Raw genomic sequence first — 19796 nt, forward strand, 5'->3', positions numbered from 1 at the left:
CTCGCGAACGCCCAAGCGAGGAACGCCCGTGTCCGCTCACTCCCATGAGATCGAGGAAGGCCTGGCCTTCCTTCCCAAATTCGATGCCGCCGGCCTCGTGACCTGCGTGGCGACCGACGTCGCCACCGGCGACGTGCTGATGGTCGCGCACATGAATGACGAGGCGCTGCGCAAGACCATTGCGACCGGCGAAGCCTGGTACTTCAGTCGCTCGCGCAATGCCTTGTGGCGAAAAGGTGAGACGTCAGGTCAGACTCAGCGCGTGGTCGAGATTCGCACCGATTGCGACCAGGATGCGGTCTGGCTCCGCGTTGAGCAGATCGGCGCTGCCTGCCACACCGGCCGCCGGTCCTGCTTCTACCGCAAGGTTGAGGTCGAGGGCGGGGGTGCGAAGCTCGTGTTCGTCGATGCCGACAGGCTGTTCGATCCGAGCGCGGTCTATAAGAAATGACACTCGTCGTTCCGGGCGGCTCGAGGAGCGGACCCGGAACCTCGCAAGTCCGGGTTCGTGCTTCGCCCCGGGAATGACAGCGAAGGCCAAATTAACCCCGCATTAACCATACCTGTCCCACGGTGGGACGATCAGGCGACCGAATTGCCGGCGCCGCTCACACGCCCGCGCGGGTCGGTCACACCATCATGTCGGTCGACAATTCCACTGCCTCGCAGACGATCGCAACGGATGGTGCGCGCCGCGTTGCGGGTGCGATCAAGCAGGCCTCGAGCCAGACCGGCGTCAGCTTCGAATACATGCTGACCACCGCCAAGATGGAATCGGATTTCGATCCCTCGGCCGGTGCCACCACCTCGTCCGCGCACGGCCTCTATCAGTTCATCGACCAGACCTGGCTCGGCACGGTGAAGGAGGCGGGCGCCCAGCTTGGCTATGGCCATTATGCGGACGCCATTACCAGGACGTCGTCAGGCAGCTATACCGTCGACGATCCCTTCATGAAGCGCTCCATCATGAAGCTCCGCGACGACCCGGAGGCCGCCTCCAGCATGGCGGCGGCGCTGACACAGTCCAACAGTTTCAAGCTGACCGGTTTGCTCGGCCGCAGGCCCTCCGACAGCGAGCTCTACATGGCCCATTTCATGGGCGTCGGCGGCGCGGCGAAGCTGATCGCCAACGCCGAAGACAATCCGCAAGCGGTCGGTGCGCGGCTGTTCCCCAATGCCGCGTCCGCCAACCGCTCGATCTTCTATGCCCGGGACGGTCGTGCGCGCAGCGTCTCCGAAGTCTATTCGGTCCTGAACGCCCGCTACGCCAGCGCCGCGAATGCAAAATCGACGCGCAGTGCGATGGCGATGTATGGCGACACGCCGTCGACCACGCAGGTCGCCAGTGCCAACGGCGTGCAGCCCTCCGCGCCGATGGTCAATGGCGCCGCCTACCTCCAGACCTTTCCGGACCAGCGTTCGGTGACGCCGGTGAGTGCGACATCGTCGACGTCGGTGGCCGACAATGCCCCGACAGCACCTGCCTTCCGTTCGATCTATCAGCCAGGCGATGTCGTGCAGCCGGTCTCGACAACGGTGCAGAAATTGTGGGGCAACAATGCCTCGCTGACATCAGTAGCCGCGGCGACGCCCGATGTGCGCCCGCCGCAACCGCTCGATCTCTTCAGCGACCGCAGCGGCACCTTCTCGAGCTAGCGCGCCGCCGCGCTCGTTGGGCGACCTTCAGCCCTTAATAAATCATCAACAAAACCAGCCGGTTATGGTGAACGCTTTGTTAAGCGTCGTGGTTTATTTTGTGTTGCAGGTGACGAGTCGTCACCGGTTCTTTTTTTCGTTGCGTAAGCCGGAAGCAGCATGATTGTTCGGCAGTTCATTAATTGGATCAGGACCGCGCCTGCCGGTGAGCGGGCGGAGGCGACGCGGGCGTTGGCCCGGGCCTGGCTGATCTCGGACCTTTCCCATGATGATCGCGTCGCCGCCGAAGGCGCGTTGCTGATGCTGCTCGACGATCCCTCGCCGCTGGTCCGGCAGGCGATGGCCGAGGCATTCGCGCGCAGCCCAGACGCGCCGGCATCTATCGTGCGGGCCCTGTCGGCGGACCAGCCGACCGTGGCGCTGCCCGTGCTCGAACATTCGCCGCTGCTGATCGATGCGGATCTCGTCGACATTGTCGCGACCGGCAATGACGAGGTGCAATGCGCGGTTGCCCGCCGTATCGCGCTGCCGGTCTCGGTCTGCGCCGCCATCGCCGAGGTCGGCTGCGCCGCGGCCGCGCTGGAGCTGATCGAAAATCCCCATGCCGAGCTGGCGCCGTTCTCCTGGACCCGCATCGTCGAGCGTCACGGTCATCTTGCCGCGATCCGCGAGGCGATGCTGGTGCTGGACGATATTCCGGCCGCCACGCGTGCCGCGCTGGTGGCGAAGCTCTCCGAGACCCTGGCGCAATTCGTCGTCGCGCGGAACTGGCTGAGCGCCGATCGTGCCGAGCGCATGACATCAGAGGCGCGCGATCGCTCCACCATCAATATCGCGGCGCGTTCGCGTGGTGACGACATGCAGGGCCTGGTGAAGCATCTGCGCGTGACCGGCCAGCTCACCGCGGGCCTGATCCTGCGCGCGCTGCTGTCCAGCAATCTGGACCTGTTCGATGCGGCGCTCGCCGAACTCGCAGATCTGCCGCTGGCGCGCGTCTCCGCATTGTTGCATGACAGAGGCGGCAACAGCCTGCAGGCGCTGCTGCGCCGCGCCGGGTTGCCCGAGACGACCTTCGCCGCGTTCCAGGTTGCGCTCGACGCCTGCCACGAGCAGGGCTTTGCCGACACCGACGATACCGCGGCGCGCTTGCGTCGGCGCATGGTCGAGCGCGTGCTCACCCATTGCGAGACCGATCGCGGCGCCACCGAGCCGCTGATGGTCCTGCTGCGCCGCTTCGCCACGGAGTCCGCACGCGAAGAAGCGAGGTTGTTCTGCGACGAGCTGGTCTCGGATGACGCGATTGATCCGGTGTACGACGATCTGATCGCGGCATAGACAGGCGCCGTAGGGTGGGTTAGCCGCTCGACTGCGCGAAGCGCAGTTCGCACGGCGTAACCCACTTCTTTGATTTCCACGGTGACAGAAGTGGTGGGTTACGCTGCGCTAACCCACCCTACAATCTTCGCAATGACGAGAGAATACTACTCCGCCGGCACGATGCTCGGCGCCAGGATCACTTCGAGATGCTCGGGACGGTCGCGGTTGACGTCGGCGAGATAATCGTCGGCGACCTTGCGTAGACGGCGGCTGAGCTCGGCGGAGACGCTGATGCTGTCGAGCTTGGTGTTCTCGTGCACGATGGCAAGGATCGCGTTGATGTGGTGCGTGAACAGCTCGGCCGGCACCTTCTCGAGATCCGGCGCGTGTTCGATGACGCGGCACAGGCTCTCGGCAACTCCCGCCGCGGCCGGAAAACCGAACGTTGCGGCGTCACCCTTGATGTCATGCGCGGCGTGGAACAGCTCGTCGCGCCGCGCCTTGGTGAAGCCGTCGTTGCGGATGGCGACATAGGCCGCCGACAGGCGGTTGACTTCGGTCGTCATCCAATCCTTGAACTCGCCGGAGAGGCCCGCAAGCGCCTGCTCGGCGCGCCCGACCGGATCGTCCATGTCCTTCTCTTCGACGCGGCGCAGCACCTTGCGCAGCGGGTTGGGCTGCGTGATGAGGTGGTGCGTGGCGAAGGCCTTGACCTCGATGTCCTTTGCGTTGTTCTTCGCCATGATACCTGCCGCGATCGTATGAGACGTTGCGTTAGATGGAGGAGCGGGCCTTGTCGAGCAGCGAGGGCTGCTGCAGCACCTCGTGCTTTTCGCCGACGCGGCGCTCGGGGCCCATATAGGCGGAGTTGGTATTGCGGCGCCGGTCGGGGCCGAAATAGGTCTTGGTCTTGATGAAGGGGCGGGGATTGGCGACGACGTTGAGGATGCGCTGATAGAGGCCCTTGGCCGAGATTGGCTTGGCCAGGAATTCGGTGACGCCGGCATCGCGCGCGACCGTGACGCGACGCTTCTCGGAATGACCGGTCAGCATGATGATCGGCGCATAGGGGTTGCCCTTGGATTCCGGCTGCCGGATCATCTGCGCGAGCTCGAGCCCGTCGAAGATCGGCATCGCCCAGTCCGTGATGACGATATCGGGCACGTAATGGCTGTACATCTCCAGCGCAGTGGCGCCGTCCTCGGCCTCATAGACCTCGCGAGCGCCGAACGAATGCAGCAGCGTCCGCAGGATGCGGCGCATGTGCGGATTGTCGTCGCAAACGAGGAAGCGCAGCTTGTTGAAGTCGATGCGGAACATGACGCCCGGGCCAAAGCGGACAACTTTCGTTAACCATATCGCGGCTCGGGTTAACGAAGCGTTGCCGCCGGATGCCCGGGTAGCGGCTCAGTACCCGAATTGCTCGCGCAAAATGCGCTCTTCCAGGCTGTGGCCGGGATCGAACAGCATCCGCATCGAGATGGTCTTGTCCGAAAGCACCTCGACGCGGCGGACGTCGCGCACCTCGTCATGGTCGGCAACCGCCGCGACGGGCCGCTTGTCGCCCTCCAGCACTTCGATCACGACATAGGCCGTGTTCGGCAGCAGCGCGCCGCGCCAGCGGCGCGGGCGGAAGGCGCTGATCGGCGTCAGCGCCAGCAGCGCGGCGTTGATCGGCAGGATCGGTCCCTGTGCCGACAGATTGTAGGCGGTCGAGCCGGCCGGCGTTGCCACCATGATGCCGTCGGCGACCAGTTCCGGCATGCGCTCGCGCTCGTCGATCACGATCCTCAACCGCGCGGCCTGATAGGTCTGCCGGAACAGAGCGACCTCGTTGATGGCGTGGTGCAAATGCACCCGGTCGTTGACGTCGGTCGCGCGCATCAGAAGCGGATTGATCTCGGACTCATGCGCGGCCGCGAGCCTGGCGCGCAGATCGTGCGTCGAGTACTCGTTCATCAGGAAGCCGACCGTGCCGCGGTGCATGCCGTAGATCGGCTTTCCCGTGTGCATGTTTTGATGCAGCGTCTGGAGCATCAGGCCGTCGCCGCCAAGTGCGACCACGACGTCGGCTTCCTCCGGATCGCAATTGCCATAGTCCCTGGTGAGCTGGGCGAAGGCGGCCTGCGCCTCGTCGCTCGGGCTGGCGACGAAGGCGATTCGATCGTGTCGCGATGGCTGGGTCATGGCTTCCGGCAGGGCCGCTGGCTCGAGAAAGTTCCGCCGCGCTCGTCTATACGAGGTGGGCCCGCATTGTCGAGGACGACCACCGGAGAAGGCAAACCGGTGACGGTCCATCCCGATTCAGGGTAAAATCGGGGTGATTTGAGCTCCGAACGCCGCTTTGGCCGCCGCAACCCTACGATCCCCCAAACCGTCGCAATTCTTCGCTAGCGATCGCTGCGCACCCGGCCCGCCGAGCCGGGCAGGGAGAATGATCATGGCTTTGGGTTTGCCGCAGCTTCGCAGTACGATGCTGGTGCTGACTTTGTCGGCTTTCGGCTTCGCGGGATTGGCGCGCGCCGACGACCCGCCGCAGCAGCGCAACGAGGCGGCGGGACAGAAGGGCGGGCGTGGGGGCAATGGAGCGCCTGCCGCGCCATCGGCCGCCGACCAGCATCGCTTGCCCGGTGACTCGACCACGAAGCAGACGCTCGATTTGCCGGGCCGAACCCTCAACTTCGCCGCGACCGCCGGCTCGATCCGTGTGTTCGACGACAAGGGTGAACCGCTCGCCGACATCGCCACCATGTCCTACGAGCTCGATGGCGCCGATCGCGCCACGCGCCCGGTGACCTTCCTGTTCAACGGCGGGCCCGGCGCCTCTTCGGCGTGGCTCCAGTTCGGCGCGGCCGGACCGTGGCGGCTGCCGCTCGACGGCGAGGGGCTGTCGCCATCGGCTTCGCCGGAGGTGAAGCCCAACGCGGAAACCTGGCTCGATTTCACCGATCTCGTCTTCATCGATCCCGTCGGCACCGGCTACAGCCGTGTCATCGCGAGCGGTGAAGATGCGCGAAAGCGGTTCTATTCGGTCGATGGCGACGTCAATTCGATCGCGCTTGTGATCCGGCGCTGGCTCGAGAGGCACGACCGTCTGACGTCGCCGAAATACGTCGCGGGCGAAAGCTATGGCGGCATTCGCGGACCGAAGGTGGTGCGGCAGCTGCAGCTTCAGCACGGCGTCGGCGTCAGGGGATTGATCCTGGTGTCGCCACTGCTGGATTTCCGCGAGTTCACGGGAACCAGCCTCCTGCAATATGTCGCCAGCCTGCCGAGCTATGTCGCGGTCGCACGCGAAGCCAAAGGACTGGTCACCGGCCCGGTCAAGCGCGCCGATCTCGCCGACGTGGAGGCCTACGCACGCGGCGAATTTCTGACCGATCTCGTCAAGGGTGAAGCGGACCAGGAGGCGACCAATCGTCTTGCCGACAAAGTCGCGGAGCTCACCGGCATCGACCGGGCGGTGAGCCGGAAGCTTGCCGGCCGCTTCGATGTCAGCGAATTCCGCCGCGAGCTCGATCGCAAGAACGGCATGGTGACCGGACGTTACGACGCTTCCGTGCGCGGCTTCGATCCCTATCCGGATTCCAGCAACTCGCGCTTCGGCGACCCCTCCGGTGATGCGTTGCAGGCGCCGCTGACGAGTGCTGCGGTCGACGTTCTCACGCGCAAGCTCAATTGGCGGCCGGACGGCTCCTATGAAGTCCTCAACGGCGCTGTCGAGCGCAACTGGGATTTTGGCGGTGGCATCACCCCGCCGCAATCGCTGTCGGAGCTGCGCCAGATCCTCGCCACCGATGCAAAGCTCAACGTGCTGGTCGCTCACGGCCTGTTCGATCTCGCCACGCCCTATTTCGGGACGAAGCGGGCACTCGATCAGCTGCCGGCTTTCGCGACGTCGCGAGTGAAGTTCGTCGTCTACCCGGGCGGCCACATGTTCTATTCGCGCGACGGTTCGCGGCAGGCGTTTCGTGGTGAGGTCGAGGCGCTGATCAGGGAATAGGACGCCTCTTGCGCGGTGGATAGCGCCGCGCGATCTCGCGCGCCACGACAGCTGCCGGCTTCACATTGGCGCCGGCGATCCAGATGTCGCTGACCTTGCCGCGCTTGTTGCGAACGCGGCGCACAGTTCCGCAAGGAGCTCTTTGGCGTCAAGAAAAGGGGATGGACGCCAAAGCTAGCCGAGAAAGCAGAACGGGCACAACCCGGAGGTTGTGCCCGTTCGTTGATGCGAAGATGCGGTGCTTTTAGTAGACCAGCGTAGCGCCGGTTGGCTTGTCGAGCGCGGCAGCCAGCGAGCGATACTCTGCGCTGTCGGTGCCCGCGAGCGAAGCGATCTTGTTCAGGTGATACTGAGCTTGTTCGCGGTTGCCCTGCTCGAGCTGCCAGAGGCCATAATATTGCCAGGTGCGGACGTGGTTCGGATCGTCCTTCAGCGCGATCTCGTAATAGACTTTCGATGACTGATAGTCGCCGAGCTTGCGATAGGAGTAGCCGATCAGGTTGGCAACGTCGGCGACGTCGTCACGCTTGAGCTGCTTCAGCTGACCGATCGCGTCCGTATAGTCGTGCTTGTCGTAGATCGTGGTGTAGGCGGTGCGATAGGCTGCGAGAAATTTGGGATCGCTGACGGAAGAGCTCTTCTTCTTCCCTTTCTTGGTCGAGCTGTCCGACTTCGGCGGCGAGGGCTCGTCGCTACCGGCAGCATAGGCGCTCGTCAGCACCGGCCCGGCCGCCAGCGCCATCGAGACAAGTCCCGGTACCAGAAGCATGGAAAGTTTGCGCATCTAAGTTCTCCCGTATGGAACGTGGCGATCCTACACGATTGCCCGAATACCGGAACACCTCGCCGGCAAAAACATTCCCGGCCCTCCGCGGCGGCCCGGCCTTCCCACCGCAAGATGACAAACTTGTCATCCAGATGAACGGAAGCCTGCCGGCCGCTTCAGAACGGGTTCAGCGCGCGCCATCTAGGCTCTCCCCATGATCGAAGGGTCGGCGAGAGGGCGCCGCCTCAAGATCCTTCCAAGAGGAGACCACCATGTTGAAGACCATTTCCGCAGCCTTGCTCGCAGCTTCCGTCATCGCAGCCCCGGCCTTCGCCACCGACGCCGGCAAGACCACGACGACTGCGCCGGTGATCAAGGCGGACCAGACCCAGAGCAAGGTCTCGACCACCGCGGCCAAGCCCGACGCGGGCCTCAAGGCCGACGGCAAGACTGCCGACGTCAAATCGGGTGCCAAGGTCGATGCCAAATCTGATATGAAGGCTGATGCCAAGGTCGATACCAAGGCGAAGGCGATGAATGCCAACGCCGCGATCACGCCCGACGAACACAAGACCGTGCGGACGCATCGCCATCACCACAAGCATCTGTCGGTCAAGAAGTCGATCAAGGCGCAGCCGGACCTCGGCAAGCCGGCGACGACCGAGAAGCGTAGCTAACGACTGACCCCCGCGGGGCGGCATCCATTGCCCGCCGCCTCGCGCGGAGTTCAGGCCCGGCTCGGTCGCCCTGCCTCGCACGAAAGCGCGAGGTAGGGCGGCGGGCCGGTGCGTCGTTTTTCGGCTCGTGGAAGCGAATTCCCTTTGTACAACCTAGGAGCTAGAACATCTCCGAAACTGAATGACCGGAGAAGTTGATTCCTTGGGGCGATTGGCGAAACGTACGGCGATTTTGGTGCTGCCCTTGGTGCTCTCCCTGGCACTCGCCGGCTGCTTTGGCAGCGATGGCGACCGTCCGTCCCTGATGGACGGGGGACAGGCTGGAGGGCCACAGCCGTTTCCCGACAATTTTCGCAGCGACACGCTGGCCCTGATGCGCGCTTACCTCAACAATCCCGTCGGCGTGCGCGAGGCCAGCATGGCCGATCCGGTGCTACGCGAGGTTGGCGGCCGGCAGTTCTACGTCGGCTGCCTGCACTTCACACCGCGCGAGAGCGACGGCAGCTACAAGGCCATGCGGGAACGGGCCGCCATCTTCGTCAACGGGCGGGGCGACCGCATCGTCGACCGCACGAGCGAGCTCTGCGCCGGTGCGGTTTACACACCGTTTCCAGAACTGGAAAAGATGACGCGGTAGTGCAAAGCCCATCTTTATCGCGCGGTGCTAGGACAGATGCCGCCGGAGCCGCTGGATCACATTTCGGCGAGCTTTGAACGGGGCGGTTCGTCTTGCGACAAATCGCTACGACAAGCCCTGCGCTGACGACGAAATCTGTCCTCGCAGGCCGACGTGACGGAACAAAATCGCGATGTTGCCGCCCCGTCACAGTTACGAACGATCAACGTTCCGGCACCGCCGCGAAGCAACCAAATTCACGCCACGTTGTTTCCCGAGGGTCGATTTGAAAGAACGGGGATGACCATGAGGACGATCTTGATCGGTGCAGCTGCTCTGCTGGCCCTGGCCGCGCCGGCGGCCGCGGCCGACATGCAGCCGCGCACCTACACCAAGGCTCCGGCCTACACGCCGCCGCAGGTGATCTACAACTGGACCGGCTTCTACATCGGTGGCCATATCGGCGGCGCCTTCGCCGGCGACAGCACTTTCCAGTCCAGCGACGCCCGTTTCCTGGGTGGCGTGCAGGGCGGGTTCGACTATCAGTTCGCGCCCAATTGGGTCGTGGGTATCGAGGCCCAGTACTCCTGGCTACCGACCAAAAACAACGGTGTCACGTTCCCGCTGGGGACCCAGGTGACGTCCAACACGGACCAACTCGGCTCGGTGACAGGCCGCATCGGCTACACCTGGGGCCCGACGCTGCTTTACGCCAAGGGCGGTTATGCCTGGCGTAATGGCGGACTTGGCGTCAACGTCGCCGGCGTGCCGCAGGCCTTCACGGCCACCGGCAACAGCAAGGACGGCTATACGGTCGGCGCCGGCCTTGAATACATGTTCGCCCCGAACTGGTCGGCCAAGGCCGAGTACCAGTATTATAATTTCGGCAGCACCACGATTACCGCCGGTCCGGCCGATGTCGTCGGCGTTCGAGGCCGGGATGACGAGCATACCGTCAAGGTCGGCGTGAACTACCGCTTCGGCTGGGGCGGGCCCGCAGCCTCGCGCTACTGATCGCCGAGCGCGGGACGGCCACGATCGGACAAGAAGGCCGGCTTCACGCCGGCCTTTCGTTTGCCGGCTCGCACGTTTGCATTGCGTGAACCATCTGGCGCGTCATTTGCAAGCAAACAATCCGGCGCGCGCCTTCTCACGCGTGTCACGGGGCCCGGGTAAAGCAAAAATAAGTTTTGCGACTTACGGAACTCGCGCTCCGGAATACGTTATCATTGAATTGCCGGGCTGGTGGGACAACGAACATGCGTATCTTGGCGTCGGTGGTGGTGGTCTCGTGCTTCGTCGCCCTGCCGTGCTCTGCCCAAACAATCCTCAAATCCGAGCCTCTGATGTTAGCACCTTATGAGGTCGCCTTCGTCAGGGACCTCTCGTGTCCCTCCGGCAAGGTGCTGAAGGTGACCGGGGCGATCCGCGGGCTTCACCGTCGCAAGGCCTGCGTGGCGCTCGCCGGTGAGCAGGCCTCCCTGGCGACCGCGATGCCCTGAGGGGGCCGAGCTTCACGAGTTCAGCTCAAGCTCCATCCTTAATTCCCGCTCCGCGTCGGCCTTGTTCTTGGCGGGGTCCTCGCCTTGGGCGGGCCGGCACGATTTGATCTCATAGTCGTTGTCGAGCACCCGGCGCGGACCCTGCCGCTCCTCGTCAGTGCCGACATCCACGACCAGGCCGCTCCGCTGCGCGAGCTTCCAGACGTCAGCCTCAGCAGGATAGGCTTTGCTGATCTGGCTGTCGTTGCAGAACAGGGCGTAGGGCATGCTTCCCGCTCCCGGAAAGCGCGTTAACGGCTGGAGGGGCACGAGGGTTCCGGGACGATCACAGGGCCGTGATCGAAGGTGATGGGGCGCCCGGCTCTGAGTCCTTAACGAGTCCTGAATCCCTGAAAAAAGAAACTTTGGGACTCGTTTGGCGGAATCAGCGGATGTTTTCGGCCATGACGACTGAGCTGAAAACCTGCTGCGGGCACATGCTCCTGCCACTGACGCTGGCACTGTTCGGGGCCTGCGCAGCCAATCTCTGGCTGGTGTGGTCTTGGCTTTAGGTTCTGGGGCTCTGGAGCGCGCCGCCTCACTTCTGGGCCGGCGGCGGCGCATCGCGAATGGCGGCGCGTAGCTTGGCCAGGGTTGCCGCGCAATATTCCTCGCGCTCGCGTTCGAAGCGCTCCTGATGCTTTCTGAAATTGGCGATACGCGCCTGCATCTCGCTGCGAAAGTCGCTGGTCCGTGGCGAGGTGGCCGGTAACGGTTGCGGGACGGTCTTCGCCGGCGGCTCGACGTCCGACGCTTCGAATGCGACCGCTACGGTCCGGACGGAAACGATCTCCACAGCCGGGACGGGCGCGGCCGCAGCGGTATCCTGTTGACGAAGATCGTCCTTCCTGCCGGAAACCGACTGCACGAAGGCCAGTGTCTGCGCGATCAGTGCGTCGCGCTCCCTGATCCACTTCATGGGCCACCACCTTGTTGGAGCCATTCCACCAAAGCCCAGGCGCCGAATCAAGCGGGCGATCCGCAAGGGATTGCATATTTTTCCCGAACGTCTGACATTGGATACATGGATTCCAAGTCTGACCCGCCGGACGAAGCTCAGGGCCTGCGGCTCGTGCGCGCCTTTCTGTCACTGCCGCCCGACAAGCGGGCGGAGGTGATCGCGTTCGTTGAGGACTTGGCGCGTGCCCATGCCCGGCCTGATGACGGCCAGGAGGTCTCTCCGGCTTGATTGCTACGGCACGATCCGAAGACGAGCGTGCCCGTTCTGCAAAACGGCTCTGCTCCGACGACAGCCGGAAGCGTTCGAAGCTTACGCGAGGCTTACGCGCGGCCGCCGGTCTGGGTATTTCTCCGGAAAATGACTGTCGTCATTTAGGATCAAATTTTAACGTTAGCTCCTTCCAATACCGCTGCAGGGACGACTTCGGTCAATGGTGACCGGGAAACCGTTTGGGCGGCTGTGATGAGCTTTTTGAACAATTTGAAGATCGTGTCGAAGGTTGCACTGATCGTGACAGTGATGGGTTTTGCCCTGGTCGCGGTCGCGGCCTTCGGTACCAGGGAGCTGTCCGCAACCGTTGACGGATTTGGCGAACTTTCTGCCGCGCAGTCGGCTCTACTCAATCTCACGCGGGCCCAGCGCCGTGTCGAGACCTATCACGCGGCGCTGTACGCCGTTTTCACCGAGACGACCGAGGCTGGCAATGCCAACCGGCTGAAGATTGCGAGCCAGAACCGCAACGAGATTGGCCAATATCTCGATGCAGCCGTGCAAGACGACCCGTCGCGCGCCAGCGAGCTCAATAGTCTTCGCAATCTACTCAAGGGCGTATTCGCCGGCTGTGACCCGGTGCTCCAGGCCGGTGCCGCCGCGAACAGTCCCGAGGACAATGCCAAAGCCGCCGATCGCGCTCACAAGGAATGTGACCCGCTGATCGATACGGCGCTTGAGCGCGTAGCCAGCTTCACGGCCGATACGTCCAAAGCCGTGACCAAGCGCAAGGAGGCCATCGAGCGGGATGCCAAATCGGCGACCTGGACCGTCATGAGCGTCAGCGCCAGCGGGCTGATCATCGGCATTGCGATCGCGCTCTTCATCGGCCTCGTGGCGACGTCGAAGCCAATCGCCCGGCTCAAGCTCGCCATGGAAGGCCTGGCGCGCAATGATCTCACGACCGAGGTGCCCGAGAAGGACCGCCGCGACGAGATCGGCGAGATGGCGAAGACAGTCGAGGTGTTCAAGACTAATGCGCTCGAAGTCGAGCGGCTCAAGGCGGCTCAAGCGGAGGCCGAGCGGCAGGCCGCCGAGCAGCGCAAGCGCGACATGGTCGACCTCGCCGACGGTTTCGAGCGCGCCGTCGGGGAGATCATCGAGACGGTGGGCTCCGCCTCGACCGAGCTCGAGGCTTCGTCCGCGACGCTCGCCACCACCGCGCAGCGTGCGCAGGAGCTGACCTCGGTCGTCGTGATGGCGTCCGGTGAGGCCTCCGGCAACGTCCAGTCGGTTGCGACCGCGACGGAGGAATTGTCGTCCTCGGTCAACGAGATCAGTCGGCAGGTGCAGGAATCCGCGCGCATGGCGAGTGAAGCCGTCAACCAGGCGCGCACCACGACCGAGCGCGTCAGCGAACTGTCGATCGCGGCGACCCGCATCGGCGATGTCGTCGAGCTGATCAACACCATTGCCGGCCAGACCAACCTGCTGGCGCTGAACGCCACCATCGAAGCGGCGCGGGCCGGTGAGGCCGGCCGCGGCTTCGCGGTCGTCGCCTCCGAAGTGAAGACGCTGGCCGAGCAGACAGCGAAAGCGACCGGCGAGATCAGCCAGCAGATCTCCGGCATCCAGACCGCCACGCAGGAATCGGTGACAGCGATCCGCGACATCTCCGCGACGATCGAGCGGCTCTCCGAAGTGTCCTCGACCATCGCCGCGGCGGTTGAAGAGCAGGGCGCCGCGACCCAGGAGATCTCGCGCAACGTGCAGCAGGCTGCGCACGGCACCCAGCAGGTTTCGACCAATATCACCGACGTGCAGCGCGGCGCCAGCGAGACCGGTTCGGCCTCCTCGCAAGTGCTCTCGACCGCACGGATGCTGGCGTCTGACAGCACCCGGCTGAAGGACGAGGTCGGAAAATTCCTGCGGACGGTGCGCGCGGCTTAAACCCACGCGGACATACAGAGTCCGGCGGCCTCGCGCCGCCGGCACGCCGCTATTGCGGCAGCAGCAGCGCCATCGCGACCGTGAAAAGGAAAACCGTTGCCACGACCGCAGCGACCGCTCCGGCGATGATCTTGGCGTTCTCTCGGTTGATATAAGAGGACATGCGATACGCATGCTACCTCATGTCGAAACCTGATCCAATCTGGGGTCACTGAAAGCCTTCAGGTTGAAGGCGCATCACGCGCTGGTGCCGGCTGAGGGGATTGAACCCCCGACCTTCGGTTTACAAAACCGCTGCTCTACCGCTGAGCTAAGCCGGCGACGCCGCTGGGAAACGGGCAGGGCCGGCACGCGCCGGCGGCCCGCCCGCGCGTCGCAATAGCAGACTTGGTTGGAAAGGGCCAGAACCCTGGCCTGGATCTTACGGCATGAAACAGGCGGCCCTTGAGCCGCCTGTTCGCGCGTACGCTGCCTGACCCGGCTTATTGGCAAAGGTGGCGGCGGCCGTCTTCACCCTTGAACCAGCTGCCGGGCGTGCAGACGAAGCCGTTGCGCTCGGCGTAGCTGCGGGTGTCCCAACCGCGATTGTCCCAGCCACGATTGTCATAGGCGTAGCTGTTGTCGATGGCACGGAACGGCGCGGTTGCGATGGCGCCGGCGGTGCCGATCGCAGCGCCTGCCACATCGCCCGCGACGTCGGTCGGCCAGAAGCCGGTGTGGGTCCTGTTCCAGTCGTTATTCCAGTCGCCATTGCTCTGGCGGTAGCTCACACGGCGGTGGCGATAACCGCTGTCGGTGTAGGGATTTCCTGGGCCGAGATTGGTGCAGTTGGCGTTGGGGAATTGCGCCGCACAGCGTCCCGGGTTGGTCACGACCGCCTGTGCCATCGCGGAGCCGGACACCAGGGTTGCCGCGATTGCGGCTGCGCCGAGAAGTTTCATCTTCGTCATTATTGTCTCCCATCCAATTGACGGGAAGCTAAATGTCGGAGGCGCCTGTCGTTCCGAACCTCGGGTTGATTTTCGAAAGCCCTCGGGTCAAACGGATGTGAGCTGACGGGAACAGGCCATGGCCGTTAACGCTTCGCTAGTGCGCGTTGCAGCATTTGAGCGGCGCAAAACCCTTACGCGTTAGGCTTACCGGAATTTGGTGAGCTGTCCTTAACCCTCTCTACGCCGCGTTCCGATAGGTTGTGTTCCGGACAACCGGGATACTTCCATGCGCGCATCCGCGCTTGCAGCCTTTCTGATCGGACTGCCCGCGACGGCTTTTGCCGGCGGCGGTTTCGATATCGTCGTGCCCGGCCGTCCCGGCGTGCCCATCATCATCAACAATATCGATGCGTCCTACGCCGTCATCGAAGGTGCCTGGGGCCTCGGCAAGAACGTCCAGGTACAGCCCACGATCTATGGCGGGACATACGTTCCGGAACGGCAGCCCTCCGATGTCGGCCATTATTACCCGAGCATGGGTTTGCAGCCCGGCTATGGCCGCCTCGAGGTCGAGCCGCCGGCGAACCGCAAATTGCCGAAGCCGCCGGAGAGCTACCACCAGAGTTGGGGCGCCTCGTCGGCGCCGCTGCCGCCGCAGATGGATGCGCCGGTCGCCGCGCCGCCGGTGATCCTCGCGCCGGAGATCAACGACCGTCCGCGGCCTCCGCGACCACGGCCGCATGAAGAGATGCCCGGCAGGCCGCCGGGTTGAGAAACGTCAAGAACCAACAAGACGGACATCAACAGGAGAGAGTAATGCGTCAGATGATTTCGGGACTGGTCGCGGCGGCTGCCGTGATGTTTGTGGGCGCTGCGCCCGCCATGGCCTGCGGCTTCAGCCCGTGCCAGCCGGTTGCACCGGTGTTCTCCGGCTGCAACACCGGCTGCGGCGGTTATGGCTACGGCGCCGGCTATGGTTACGGCTATGAGCGCCTCGCCGAGCCGACCACGCAATACTACTACGTCAACCAGGGCCCGACCTACACCGGCCCGGGCGCCTTCGCGCCGACCCCGACCTACCAGGAAGACGCGGTCGTCGCGCCTGCCAATTATGGCTACGGCTACGGCTATGGCTATCGCGCGGCTGCCGTCGCGCCGTACGCCTATCATCACCGCCCGTACTACCGTCCGTATCGCTACGGCTACGGCCCGCGCTACGGCTATCTGCCGCGCCCGCATTATGGCTATGGCCCGCGCTATGGCTACGCCCCGCGCTATCAGCCGTACTATGGCGGCCATCGCGTGCTGCGCCGCTATTACTGATCTCTGATCGGCTGAGCCAATCAAGCGCCCGTTCGCGTGATGCGGACGGGCGCTTCGCTTTGTCTCCAAAACAACCCCATGCACAGTAGCCGGGGGGAGCGAAATCAGGGACTTGAAGCGCGATGAGCTCGAGATGAGCGATCAGGGCGCATTGGCCCGCTGTTCAAGCCCTCCATTTCAGAAAAAGCGAAATGTGCTTGAGCCGTCGGGCAAAACAGGTGTACCGTGGCATCATCAGGAGATGCGCGCTGACGCCTAGCGCTTCATCAGCCCCAGCCGGCTTGCACCGACATAGAGCGAGAGCACGGCCGCATTCGAGACGTTGAGGCTCTTGATCTCGCCGGGCATGTCGAGCCGCGCCACGACGCTGCAGGTCTCGCGCGTCAATTGCCTGAGGCCTTTGCCCTCGGCGCCGAGCACGAGTGCCAGCGGCTTGCGCAGTGTGACGTCGGAGAGGTCCTCGGTGCCTTCGCTGTCGAGACCGACCGTCTGGAAGCCGCGCTCGTTCAGGGCCGTCAGCGCGCGGGCGAGATTTTGCACCGTAACCATGGGCACCAGCTCCAGCGCGCCGGAGGCGGCCTTGGCGAGCACGCCGGTCGCCTCGGGGCTGTGGCGTGCGGTGGTGACGATCGCCTTCACCGCGAAAGCCGCGGCGGAGCGCAGGATGGCGCCGACATTGTGCGGATCGGTGATCTGATCGAGCACCAGCACGATGCCTTCCTGCTTCAGGGTCTCGATGTCGGGCGAGGGCAGCGGATCGGCCTCGGCGAGCAGCCCCTGATGCACGGCGTCGGGCGAGAGCAGGCGGTCGATCTCCTGGGGCCGGACGATCTCGGGCGCGATGCGGGTTGCGATCTGTTCGTCCGCGAGCCGCCGCGCGGCGTTCTCGGTCAGCGTCAGCTTGCGGATCCGCCGCTGCGGGTTGGCAAGCGCCATGGTGACGGTGTGCCAGCCATAGAGGATGACGGGGCCATCGGGGTGCGAATCGCGCTCGCGCCAGGCCGGCCGGCCGGCCGATTTTCCTGTTTTGTTGAAGGGCTTAGAGCCGCTGCGGGCGCCCTTGGGGACGAATTTTCGATCCTTCATGGGCTCGCTTGTGTCACGGGTCCCGGAATATGGCAATTTGGGTGCGCATGGGGGTCATTTTAGCTGTTCGCCTCGGTTGACTTTGCCCCACCGCTTCGCCCATAAACGCGCCCGGTCGCGCCCCCATCCGGGCTGTCGCGGCCTTCACGTTCCATGGCCGTCTTCGGTCCGCCGGCAAAGGTCCGGCCCGATTGTGCTGCCGTCGAGCGGGGGAGTGTCCCGAGTGGCAAAGGGAGCTGACTGTAAATCAGCCGCCTCATGGCTTCGCAGGTTCGAGTCCTGCCTCCCCCACCAGCCTTTTCAATGGCTTAGTTAAAAAATCAGGTGCCGCCCGCGCGCCAGATTTTTCGGATGCTTCTGAGCCCCACTTCAAGCCCCACTAATCGGATCGCTTTCAACAACAAGACACGGGCGCAGCCCGGCTCGTGGCCGCGCGACAAGCTCCTCTTCCGCCTTCGTGAGAGCCGTAGCCAAACTTCCGGAGTCCGTATTGACGGATCAGAGTGTTCTCATTATGTTCCGCATTGCGCGTTAGTTGAGCAGCGAACTTTCTGCTACTTCCGTCTCCGCTTCGCGGCACGTGACGGGGGAACGAATGGGTCTTTTAGATGAAGATGCGCTCGATCGTATTTCCATCCAACGAATGATTTTCCATGTTGTCGGCCCGGCCGACGAAGATTTTCAATTGATGGACGAGATCGATGCGGCTGGATTCGAGAGCTTTTTTCTAGCGCGGATTCGGGAAACGAATGTCGGAAACAGGTTCAATTTCATCGGTGAAGATGCAGGAGTGCGGCCCTCGCTTCGGAGTGTGTCCGAAGACAGCAGCAAGTTTGTCCAGCGCTCTAAGGAACTGACCGAGGTCTTTCAGAGCGGCCACAAGGGCGCACCGCTTTCGTCGAAAGGCGCGTTCATCGTGGCTCAACTCGGCGGATTGCCCACGCCCGCTTTTGCGCTCATCAAGTTCGACGATCAAAAAGTGCTGCGTTACCAGCAGACAACGAAAGACGGTCGCGTTCGCGCAAAGGTCACTGAAGTAAACAACACATTCGTTGAGGACCGCAAGGCGATGCAGAAATCAGCGTTGATAGTGTTGGATGCGAAAGGAGGAGACCTCGCCGTCTACGACCGAGCCAACAAGCGAAATATCACCGAGTACTTCAAGACCTTTCTGGGCGTAAAGCGGCTTTGGACGCCATCAGATGCCACCGATCGGCTTATCAAGTCACTTGCGGCCAGCGCCGCTGTCTACCGGCAATCGATGCCGGAAGACGTCAAGCGGAATTGGAGAAGGAACCTACACGAAGCGACGCGTTCGCGTGACGCAATCGAGCCCGGAGAAGACCTCAACGTTTTCGGGGCTCAAGTCTTCGGTCCATTCTGGCAGGACGATGGGTTCAGAAAAGACGTTGAGCGCGAGCTTCATCGAAATCGCATTTCAGGTGAAGTGATCGAAATCGATAAAGCGCGCGTCAAGTCCCCCCAAGTTCGGCGCCTCAGAACGCAAGAAAACATCTGGGTGATCTACCCGAAGCAACTTGATGACGCAGGCAAAGCCGTCGTGAATGTAGACCGAGGCCCAGACGGAAGCGCCACGATAACAATCAGGACGCAGGGTATTATTGATGACGAACTCTCGGACGAAAGCATTGATGGAAGGGCTGCGCCAGCACGCGGCCGGCCCCGTCAGTGAAACCTGCGATCTCTATCAACAGACGATAACCGTCAGCGGGGCGCCGTTTTGGCAATTCCTTCAGGCTGCACGCCTGGAAGCCGCCGAAATGGGGGTCACCATTAGCGTGACGGATCATTCGGATGATTATGAACTGTTGGACGATGATCTTGAGGAGTTTTCAGAAAGAGCCTTCTCGATACGAATAGTCAAAGTACCGCATCCTGATACTTTAAAGTTTTTCACGATCGATGGCTTTTGTCGCTCCGCTGCCACGGAGTCGAGCAGATTCGAGTCCGTGGAAAATGTCCTGATTGCTGAGATTGACTTCGAAAGCACCAGCGCCGGGTTGATCGTTCGACCTTGGATCGATGACTCCTCCACGTCATCTCCTACGCAAAGTGTCGATGCGGCGCCTTCCCCTCGACGACTCGTCAATGACATGTCTGGGAAAGGCTTGGTTCCGACCAGCGTAAGCACGTGGATCGTAGCCGATGCATGGCTCCGCGATAAGATTTTGAACGTTGCGAGTTATCGTCTCTCATTGTGTTTACCCGACGCTGTATCAATCGACGACGATGGAAAGGCCGTTGCACATCTTCGCAGTGGACGTAAGGTAATCGCAGCTGTTGCGCCACAACCCAGACGAAAGCGAGGATGTGTTATTCGCCAATGAGCGCACATCATCTGCCAGTCCTTTTCGGAGATCGGACATGAGTTTAAAGGCATCGACGCCCTTGGATTGAATGTGGAGACGGTAAGCCGTTCGAGCGGACGCGAAAGCTCCTTCCAGGCTCTCTCGCAGTCCATCCTGCCAACTCGAATCTGTCTGCCACAGCCGAACCAGTTCGGCGGACAGCAAACTATGGCGGGTTTCAGCGTCCCGCCCCTCAAGATAAATCCACTCGCATACGTCGGATAATGTCGAAAGAAGCTCGGGCGAAGTCCATGACGAAAGCGGCGCAACAGCTGCGATTACCTTACGTCCACTGCGAAGATGTGCAACGGCCTTTCCATCGTCGTCGATTGATACAGCGTCGGGTAAACACAATGAGAGACGATAACTCGCAACGTTCAAAATCTTAT

22 protein-coding genes, 2 tRNA genes and 1 pseudogene are annotated in these 19796 nt (G+C 62.9%); 15 read left to right on the forward strand and 10 right to left on the reverse strand.

The features are described 5' to 3' along the window. Positions 1-28 precede the first annotated feature (28 nt). From hisI to G8O24_RS35100, 3 genes are all read left to right on the forward strand, one after another. A complete protein-coding gene (gene hisI / locus G8O24_RS35090; RefSeq protein ID WP_188107099.1) occupies positions 29-451 on the forward strand; it encodes a phosphoribosyl-AMP cyclohydrolase in 423 nt (140 codons plus the stop codon). A 188-nt stretch (positions 452-639) separates the two neighbouring features. Further along, entirely contained in the window at positions 640-1656 is a 1017-nt protein-coding gene (locus G8O24_RS35095; protein ID WP_188107100.1) for a lytic transglycosylase domain-containing protein, read from the forward strand. Positions 1657-1815: 159 nt separating this feature from the next. Next, a complete protein-coding gene (locus G8O24_RS35100; protein ID WP_188107101.1) occupies positions 1816-2991 on the forward strand; it encodes a DUF2336 domain-containing protein in 1176 nt (391 codons plus the stop codon). A 146-nt stretch (positions 2992-3137) separates the two neighbouring features. On the opposite strand, the gene G8O24_RS35105 is transcribed toward G8O24_RS35100, so the two are convergent. The 3 genes from G8O24_RS35105 to G8O24_RS35115 all read right to left on the reverse strand — a co-directional run bounded on the left by G8O24_RS35105 (position 3138) and on the right by G8O24_RS35115 (position 5160). Next, positions 3138-3716 (reverse strand): Hpt domain-containing protein, encoded by a 579-nt coding sequence (locus tag G8O24_RS35105; protein WP_188107102.1) that lies wholly within the window; start codon positions 3714-3716, stop codon positions 3138-3140. A gap of 31 nt (positions 3717-3747) precedes the next feature. Further along, complete coding sequence (locus tag G8O24_RS35110; RefSeq protein ID WP_008549760.1) at positions 3748-4293, reverse strand: response regulator; 546 nt, start codon at positions 4291-4293, stop codon at positions 3748-3750. Positions 4294-4380: 87 nt separating this feature from the next. Then, entirely contained in the window at positions 4381-5160 is a 780-nt protein-coding gene (locus G8O24_RS35115; RefSeq protein WP_188107103.1) for an NAD kinase, read from the reverse strand. A gap of 253 nt (positions 5161-5413) precedes the next feature. On the opposite strand from G8O24_RS35115, the gene G8O24_RS35120 reads away from it, so the two are divergent. Further along, entirely contained in the window at positions 5414-6976 is a 1563-nt protein-coding gene (locus G8O24_RS35120) for a S10 family peptidase (protein ID WP_188107104.1), read from the forward strand. Here G8O24_RS35120 and G8O24_RS45285 read toward each other — a convergent pair. Together G8O24_RS45285 and G8O24_RS35125 are read right to left on the reverse strand one after the other, a co-directional pair. After that, a pseudogene (locus G8O24_RS45285) lies at positions 6966-7100 on the reverse strand (hypothetical protein); the annotation flags it as partial. The gene G8O24_RS35120 and the pseudogene G8O24_RS45285 sit on opposite strands and share 11 nt — an antisense overlap. A 120-nt stretch (positions 7101-7220) precedes the next feature. Then, the gene (locus tag G8O24_RS35125) at positions 7221-7760 is read right to left on the reverse strand and encodes a tetratricopeptide repeat protein (RefSeq protein WP_188107105.1); all 540 of its coding nucleotides are present in this window, start codon (positions 7758-7760) and stop codon (positions 7221-7223) included. 254 nt (positions 7761-8014) lie between these two features. Between G8O24_RS35125 and G8O24_RS35130 the strand changes: the two genes are divergently transcribed. From G8O24_RS35130 to G8O24_RS35145, 4 genes are all read left to right on the forward strand, one after another. Next, the gene (locus G8O24_RS35130; protein ID WP_188107106.1) at positions 8015-8419 is read left to right on the forward strand and encodes a His-rich protein BRANT; all 405 of its coding nucleotides are present in this window, start codon (positions 8015-8017) and stop codon (positions 8417-8419) included. 202 nt (positions 8420-8621) lie between these two features. Continuing rightward, on the forward strand, positions 8622-9056 hold the full coding sequence (locus G8O24_RS35135) for a hypothetical protein (protein WP_188107119.1): 435 nt from the start codon (positions 8622-8624) through the stop codon (positions 9054-9056). A gap of 285 nt (positions 9057-9341) precedes the next feature. Further along, positions 9342-10049: an outer membrane protein gene (locus tag G8O24_RS35140; RefSeq protein ID WP_188107107.1), complete on the forward strand. Its 708-nt coding sequence runs from the start codon at positions 9342-9344 to the stop codon at positions 10047-10049. Between the two features lie 245 nt (positions 10050-10294). Beyond that, positions 10295-10537, forward strand: a complete 243-nt coding sequence (locus tag G8O24_RS35145) for a DUF6719 family protein (protein WP_188107108.1) — start codon at positions 10295-10297, stop codon at positions 10535-10537. A 12-nt stretch (positions 10538-10549) separates the two neighbouring features. Here G8O24_RS35145 and G8O24_RS35150 read toward each other — a convergent pair whose 3' ends face one another. Further along, positions 10550-10804, reverse strand: coding sequence for a hypothetical protein (locus G8O24_RS35150; RefSeq protein WP_188107109.1), 255 nt, complete (start codon positions 10802-10804; stop codon positions 10550-10552). Between the two features lie 310 nt (positions 10805-11114). Further along, positions 11115-11495, reverse strand: a complete 381-nt coding sequence (locus tag G8O24_RS35155) for a hypothetical protein (protein WP_188107110.1) — start codon at positions 11493-11495, stop codon at positions 11115-11117. Between the two features lie 105 nt (positions 11496-11600). On the opposite strand from G8O24_RS35155, the gene G8O24_RS35160 reads away from it, so the two are divergent. Together G8O24_RS35160 and G8O24_RS35165 are read left to right on the forward strand one after the other, a co-directional pair. After that, complete coding sequence (locus G8O24_RS35160) at positions 11601-11765, forward strand: hypothetical protein (protein WP_188107111.1); 165 nt, start codon at positions 11601-11603, stop codon at positions 11763-11765. 234 nt (positions 11766-11999) lie between these two features. Further along, a complete protein-coding gene (locus G8O24_RS35165) occupies positions 12000-13697 on the forward strand; it encodes a methyl-accepting chemotaxis protein (protein ID WP_188107112.1) in 1698 nt (565 codons plus the stop codon). Positions 13698-13942: 245 nt separating this feature from the next. On the opposite strand, the gene G8O24_RS35170 is transcribed toward G8O24_RS35165, so the two are convergent. Next, positions 13943-14017: transfer RNA gene (locus G8O24_RS35170), tRNA-Thr, on the reverse strand. A gap of 162 nt (positions 14018-14179) precedes the next feature. Continuing rightward, complete coding sequence (locus G8O24_RS35175) at positions 14180-14647, reverse strand: hypothetical protein (RefSeq protein WP_188107113.1); 468 nt, start codon at positions 14645-14647, stop codon at positions 14180-14182. Between the two features lie 268 nt (positions 14648-14915). Here G8O24_RS35175 and G8O24_RS35180 point away from each other — a divergent pair, with 268 nt between their 5' ends. Together G8O24_RS35180 and G8O24_RS35185 are read left to right on the forward strand one after the other, a co-directional pair. After that, on the forward strand, positions 14916-15401 hold the full coding sequence (locus G8O24_RS35180) for a hypothetical protein (RefSeq protein WP_188107114.1): 486 nt from the start codon (positions 14916-14918) through the stop codon (positions 15399-15401). 44 nt (positions 15402-15445) lie between these two features. Further along, positions 15446-15952 carry a hypothetical protein gene (locus G8O24_RS35185; protein WP_188107115.1) on the forward strand — a complete coding sequence of 169 codons (507 nt, stop codon included), beginning with the start codon at positions 15446-15448 and terminating at the stop codon, positions 15950-15952. Positions 15953-16207: 255 nt separating this feature from the next. Here G8O24_RS35185 and rlmB read toward each other — a convergent pair whose 3' ends face one another. Further along, the gene (gene rlmB / locus G8O24_RS35190; RefSeq protein ID WP_188107116.1) at positions 16208-17038 is read right to left on the reverse strand and encodes a 23S rRNA (guanosine(2251)-2'-O)-methyltransferase RlmB; all 831 of its coding nucleotides are present in this window, start codon (positions 17036-17038) and stop codon (positions 16208-16210) included. Between the two features lie 208 nt (positions 17039-17246). On the opposite strand from rlmB, the gene G8O24_RS35195 reads away from it, so the two are divergent. The 3 genes from G8O24_RS35195 (at position 17247) to G8O24_RS35205 (ending at position 19386) form a co-directional block, all read left to right on the forward strand. Then, a tRNA-Tyr gene (locus tag G8O24_RS35195) sits at positions 17247-17332 on the forward strand. A 301-nt stretch (positions 17333-17633) separates the two neighbouring features. Then, complete coding sequence (locus G8O24_RS35200) at positions 17634-18731, forward strand: nucleoid-associated protein (RefSeq protein ID WP_188107117.1); 1098 nt, start codon at positions 17634-17636, stop codon at positions 18729-18731. Continuing rightward, a complete protein-coding gene (locus G8O24_RS35205) occupies positions 18691-19386 on the forward strand; it encodes a hypothetical protein (protein WP_188107118.1) in 696 nt (231 codons plus the stop codon). The genes G8O24_RS35200 and G8O24_RS35205 overlap by 41 nt, the downstream gene beginning before the upstream one ends. The last annotated feature ends 410 nt before the right edge of the window (positions 19387-19796 follow it).

The organism is Bradyrhizobium campsiandrae (genome assembly GCF_014529705.1).
GTDB classification, from domain to species: Bacteria; Pseudomonadota; Alphaproteobacteria; order Rhizobiales; family Xanthobacteraceae; genus Bradyrhizobium; species Bradyrhizobium campsiandrae.

Excerpts from the sequence above, each read along its gene's own strand:
- G8O24_RS35095 (WP_188107100.1), top strand. The coding sequence starts at position 640 with ATGTCGGTCGACAATTCCACTGCCTCGCAGACGATCGCAACGGATGGT.
- G8O24_RS35100 (WP_188107101.1), top strand. The coding sequence starts at position 1,816 with ATGATTGTTCGGCAGTTCATTAATTGGATCAGGACCGCGCCTGCCGGT.
- G8O24_RS35105 (WP_188107102.1), bottom strand. The coding sequence starts at position 3,716 with ATGGCGAAGAACAACGCAAAGGACATCGAGGTCAAGGCCTTCGCCACG.
- G8O24_RS35110 (WP_008549760.1), bottom strand. The coding sequence starts at position 4,293 with ATGTTCCGCATCGACTTCAACAAGCTGCGCTTCCTCGTTTGCGACGAC.
- G8O24_RS35115 (WP_188107103.1), bottom strand. The coding sequence starts at position 5,160 with ATGACCCAGCCATCGCGACACGATCGAATCGCCTTCGTCGCCAGCCCG.
- G8O24_RS35120 (WP_188107104.1), top strand. The coding sequence starts at position 5,414 with ATGGCTTTGGGTTTGCCGCAGCTTCGCAGTACGATGCTGGTGCTGACT.
- G8O24_RS35125 (WP_188107105.1), bottom strand. The coding sequence starts at position 7,760 with ATGCGCAAACTTTCCATGCTTCTGGTACCGGGACTTGTCTCGATGGCG.
- G8O24_RS35130 (WP_188107106.1), top strand. The coding sequence starts at position 8,015 with ATGTTGAAGACCATTTCCGCAGCCTTGCTCGCAGCTTCCGTCATCGCA.
- G8O24_RS35140 (WP_188107107.1), top strand. The coding sequence starts at position 9,342 with ATGAGGACGATCTTGATCGGTGCAGCTGCTCTGCTGGCCCTGGCCGCG.
- G8O24_RS35145 (WP_188107108.1), top strand. The coding sequence starts at position 10,295 with ATGCGTATCTTGGCGTCGGTGGTGGTGGTCTCGTGCTTCGTCGCCCTG.
- G8O24_RS35150 (WP_188107109.1), bottom strand. The coding sequence starts at position 10,804 with ATGCCCTACGCCCTGTTCTGCAACGACAGCCAGATCAGCAAAGCCTAT.
- G8O24_RS35155 (WP_188107110.1), bottom strand. The coding sequence starts at position 11,495 with ATGAAGTGGATCAGGGAGCGCGACGCACTGATCGCGCAGACACTGGCC.
- G8O24_RS35160 (WP_188107111.1), top strand. The coding sequence starts at position 11,601 with ATGGATTCCAAGTCTGACCCGCCGGACGAAGCTCAGGGCCTGCGGCTC.
- G8O24_RS35165 (WP_188107112.1), top strand. The coding sequence starts at position 12,000 with ATGAGCTTTTTGAACAATTTGAAGATCGTGTCGAAGGTTGCACTGATC.
- G8O24_RS35175 (WP_188107113.1), bottom strand. The coding sequence starts at position 14,647 with ATGACGAAGATGAAACTTCTCGGCGCAGCCGCAATCGCGGCAACCCTG.
- G8O24_RS35180 (WP_188107114.1), top strand. The coding sequence starts at position 14,916 with ATGCGCGCATCCGCGCTTGCAGCCTTTCTGATCGGACTGCCCGCGACG.
- G8O24_RS35185 (WP_188107115.1), top strand. The coding sequence starts at position 15,446 with ATGCGTCAGATGATTTCGGGACTGGTCGCGGCGGCTGCCGTGATGTTT.
- rlmB (WP_188107116.1), bottom strand. The coding sequence starts at position 17,038 with ATGAAGGATCGAAAATTCGTCCCCAAGGGCGCCCGCAGCGGCTCTAAG.
- G8O24_RS35200 (WP_188107117.1), top strand. The coding sequence starts at position 17,634 with ATGGGTCTTTTAGATGAAGATGCGCTCGATCGTATTTCCATCCAACGA.
- G8O24_RS35205 (WP_188107118.1), top strand. The coding sequence starts at position 18,691 with ATGGAAGGGCTGCGCCAGCACGCGGCCGGCCCCGTCAGTGAAACCTGC.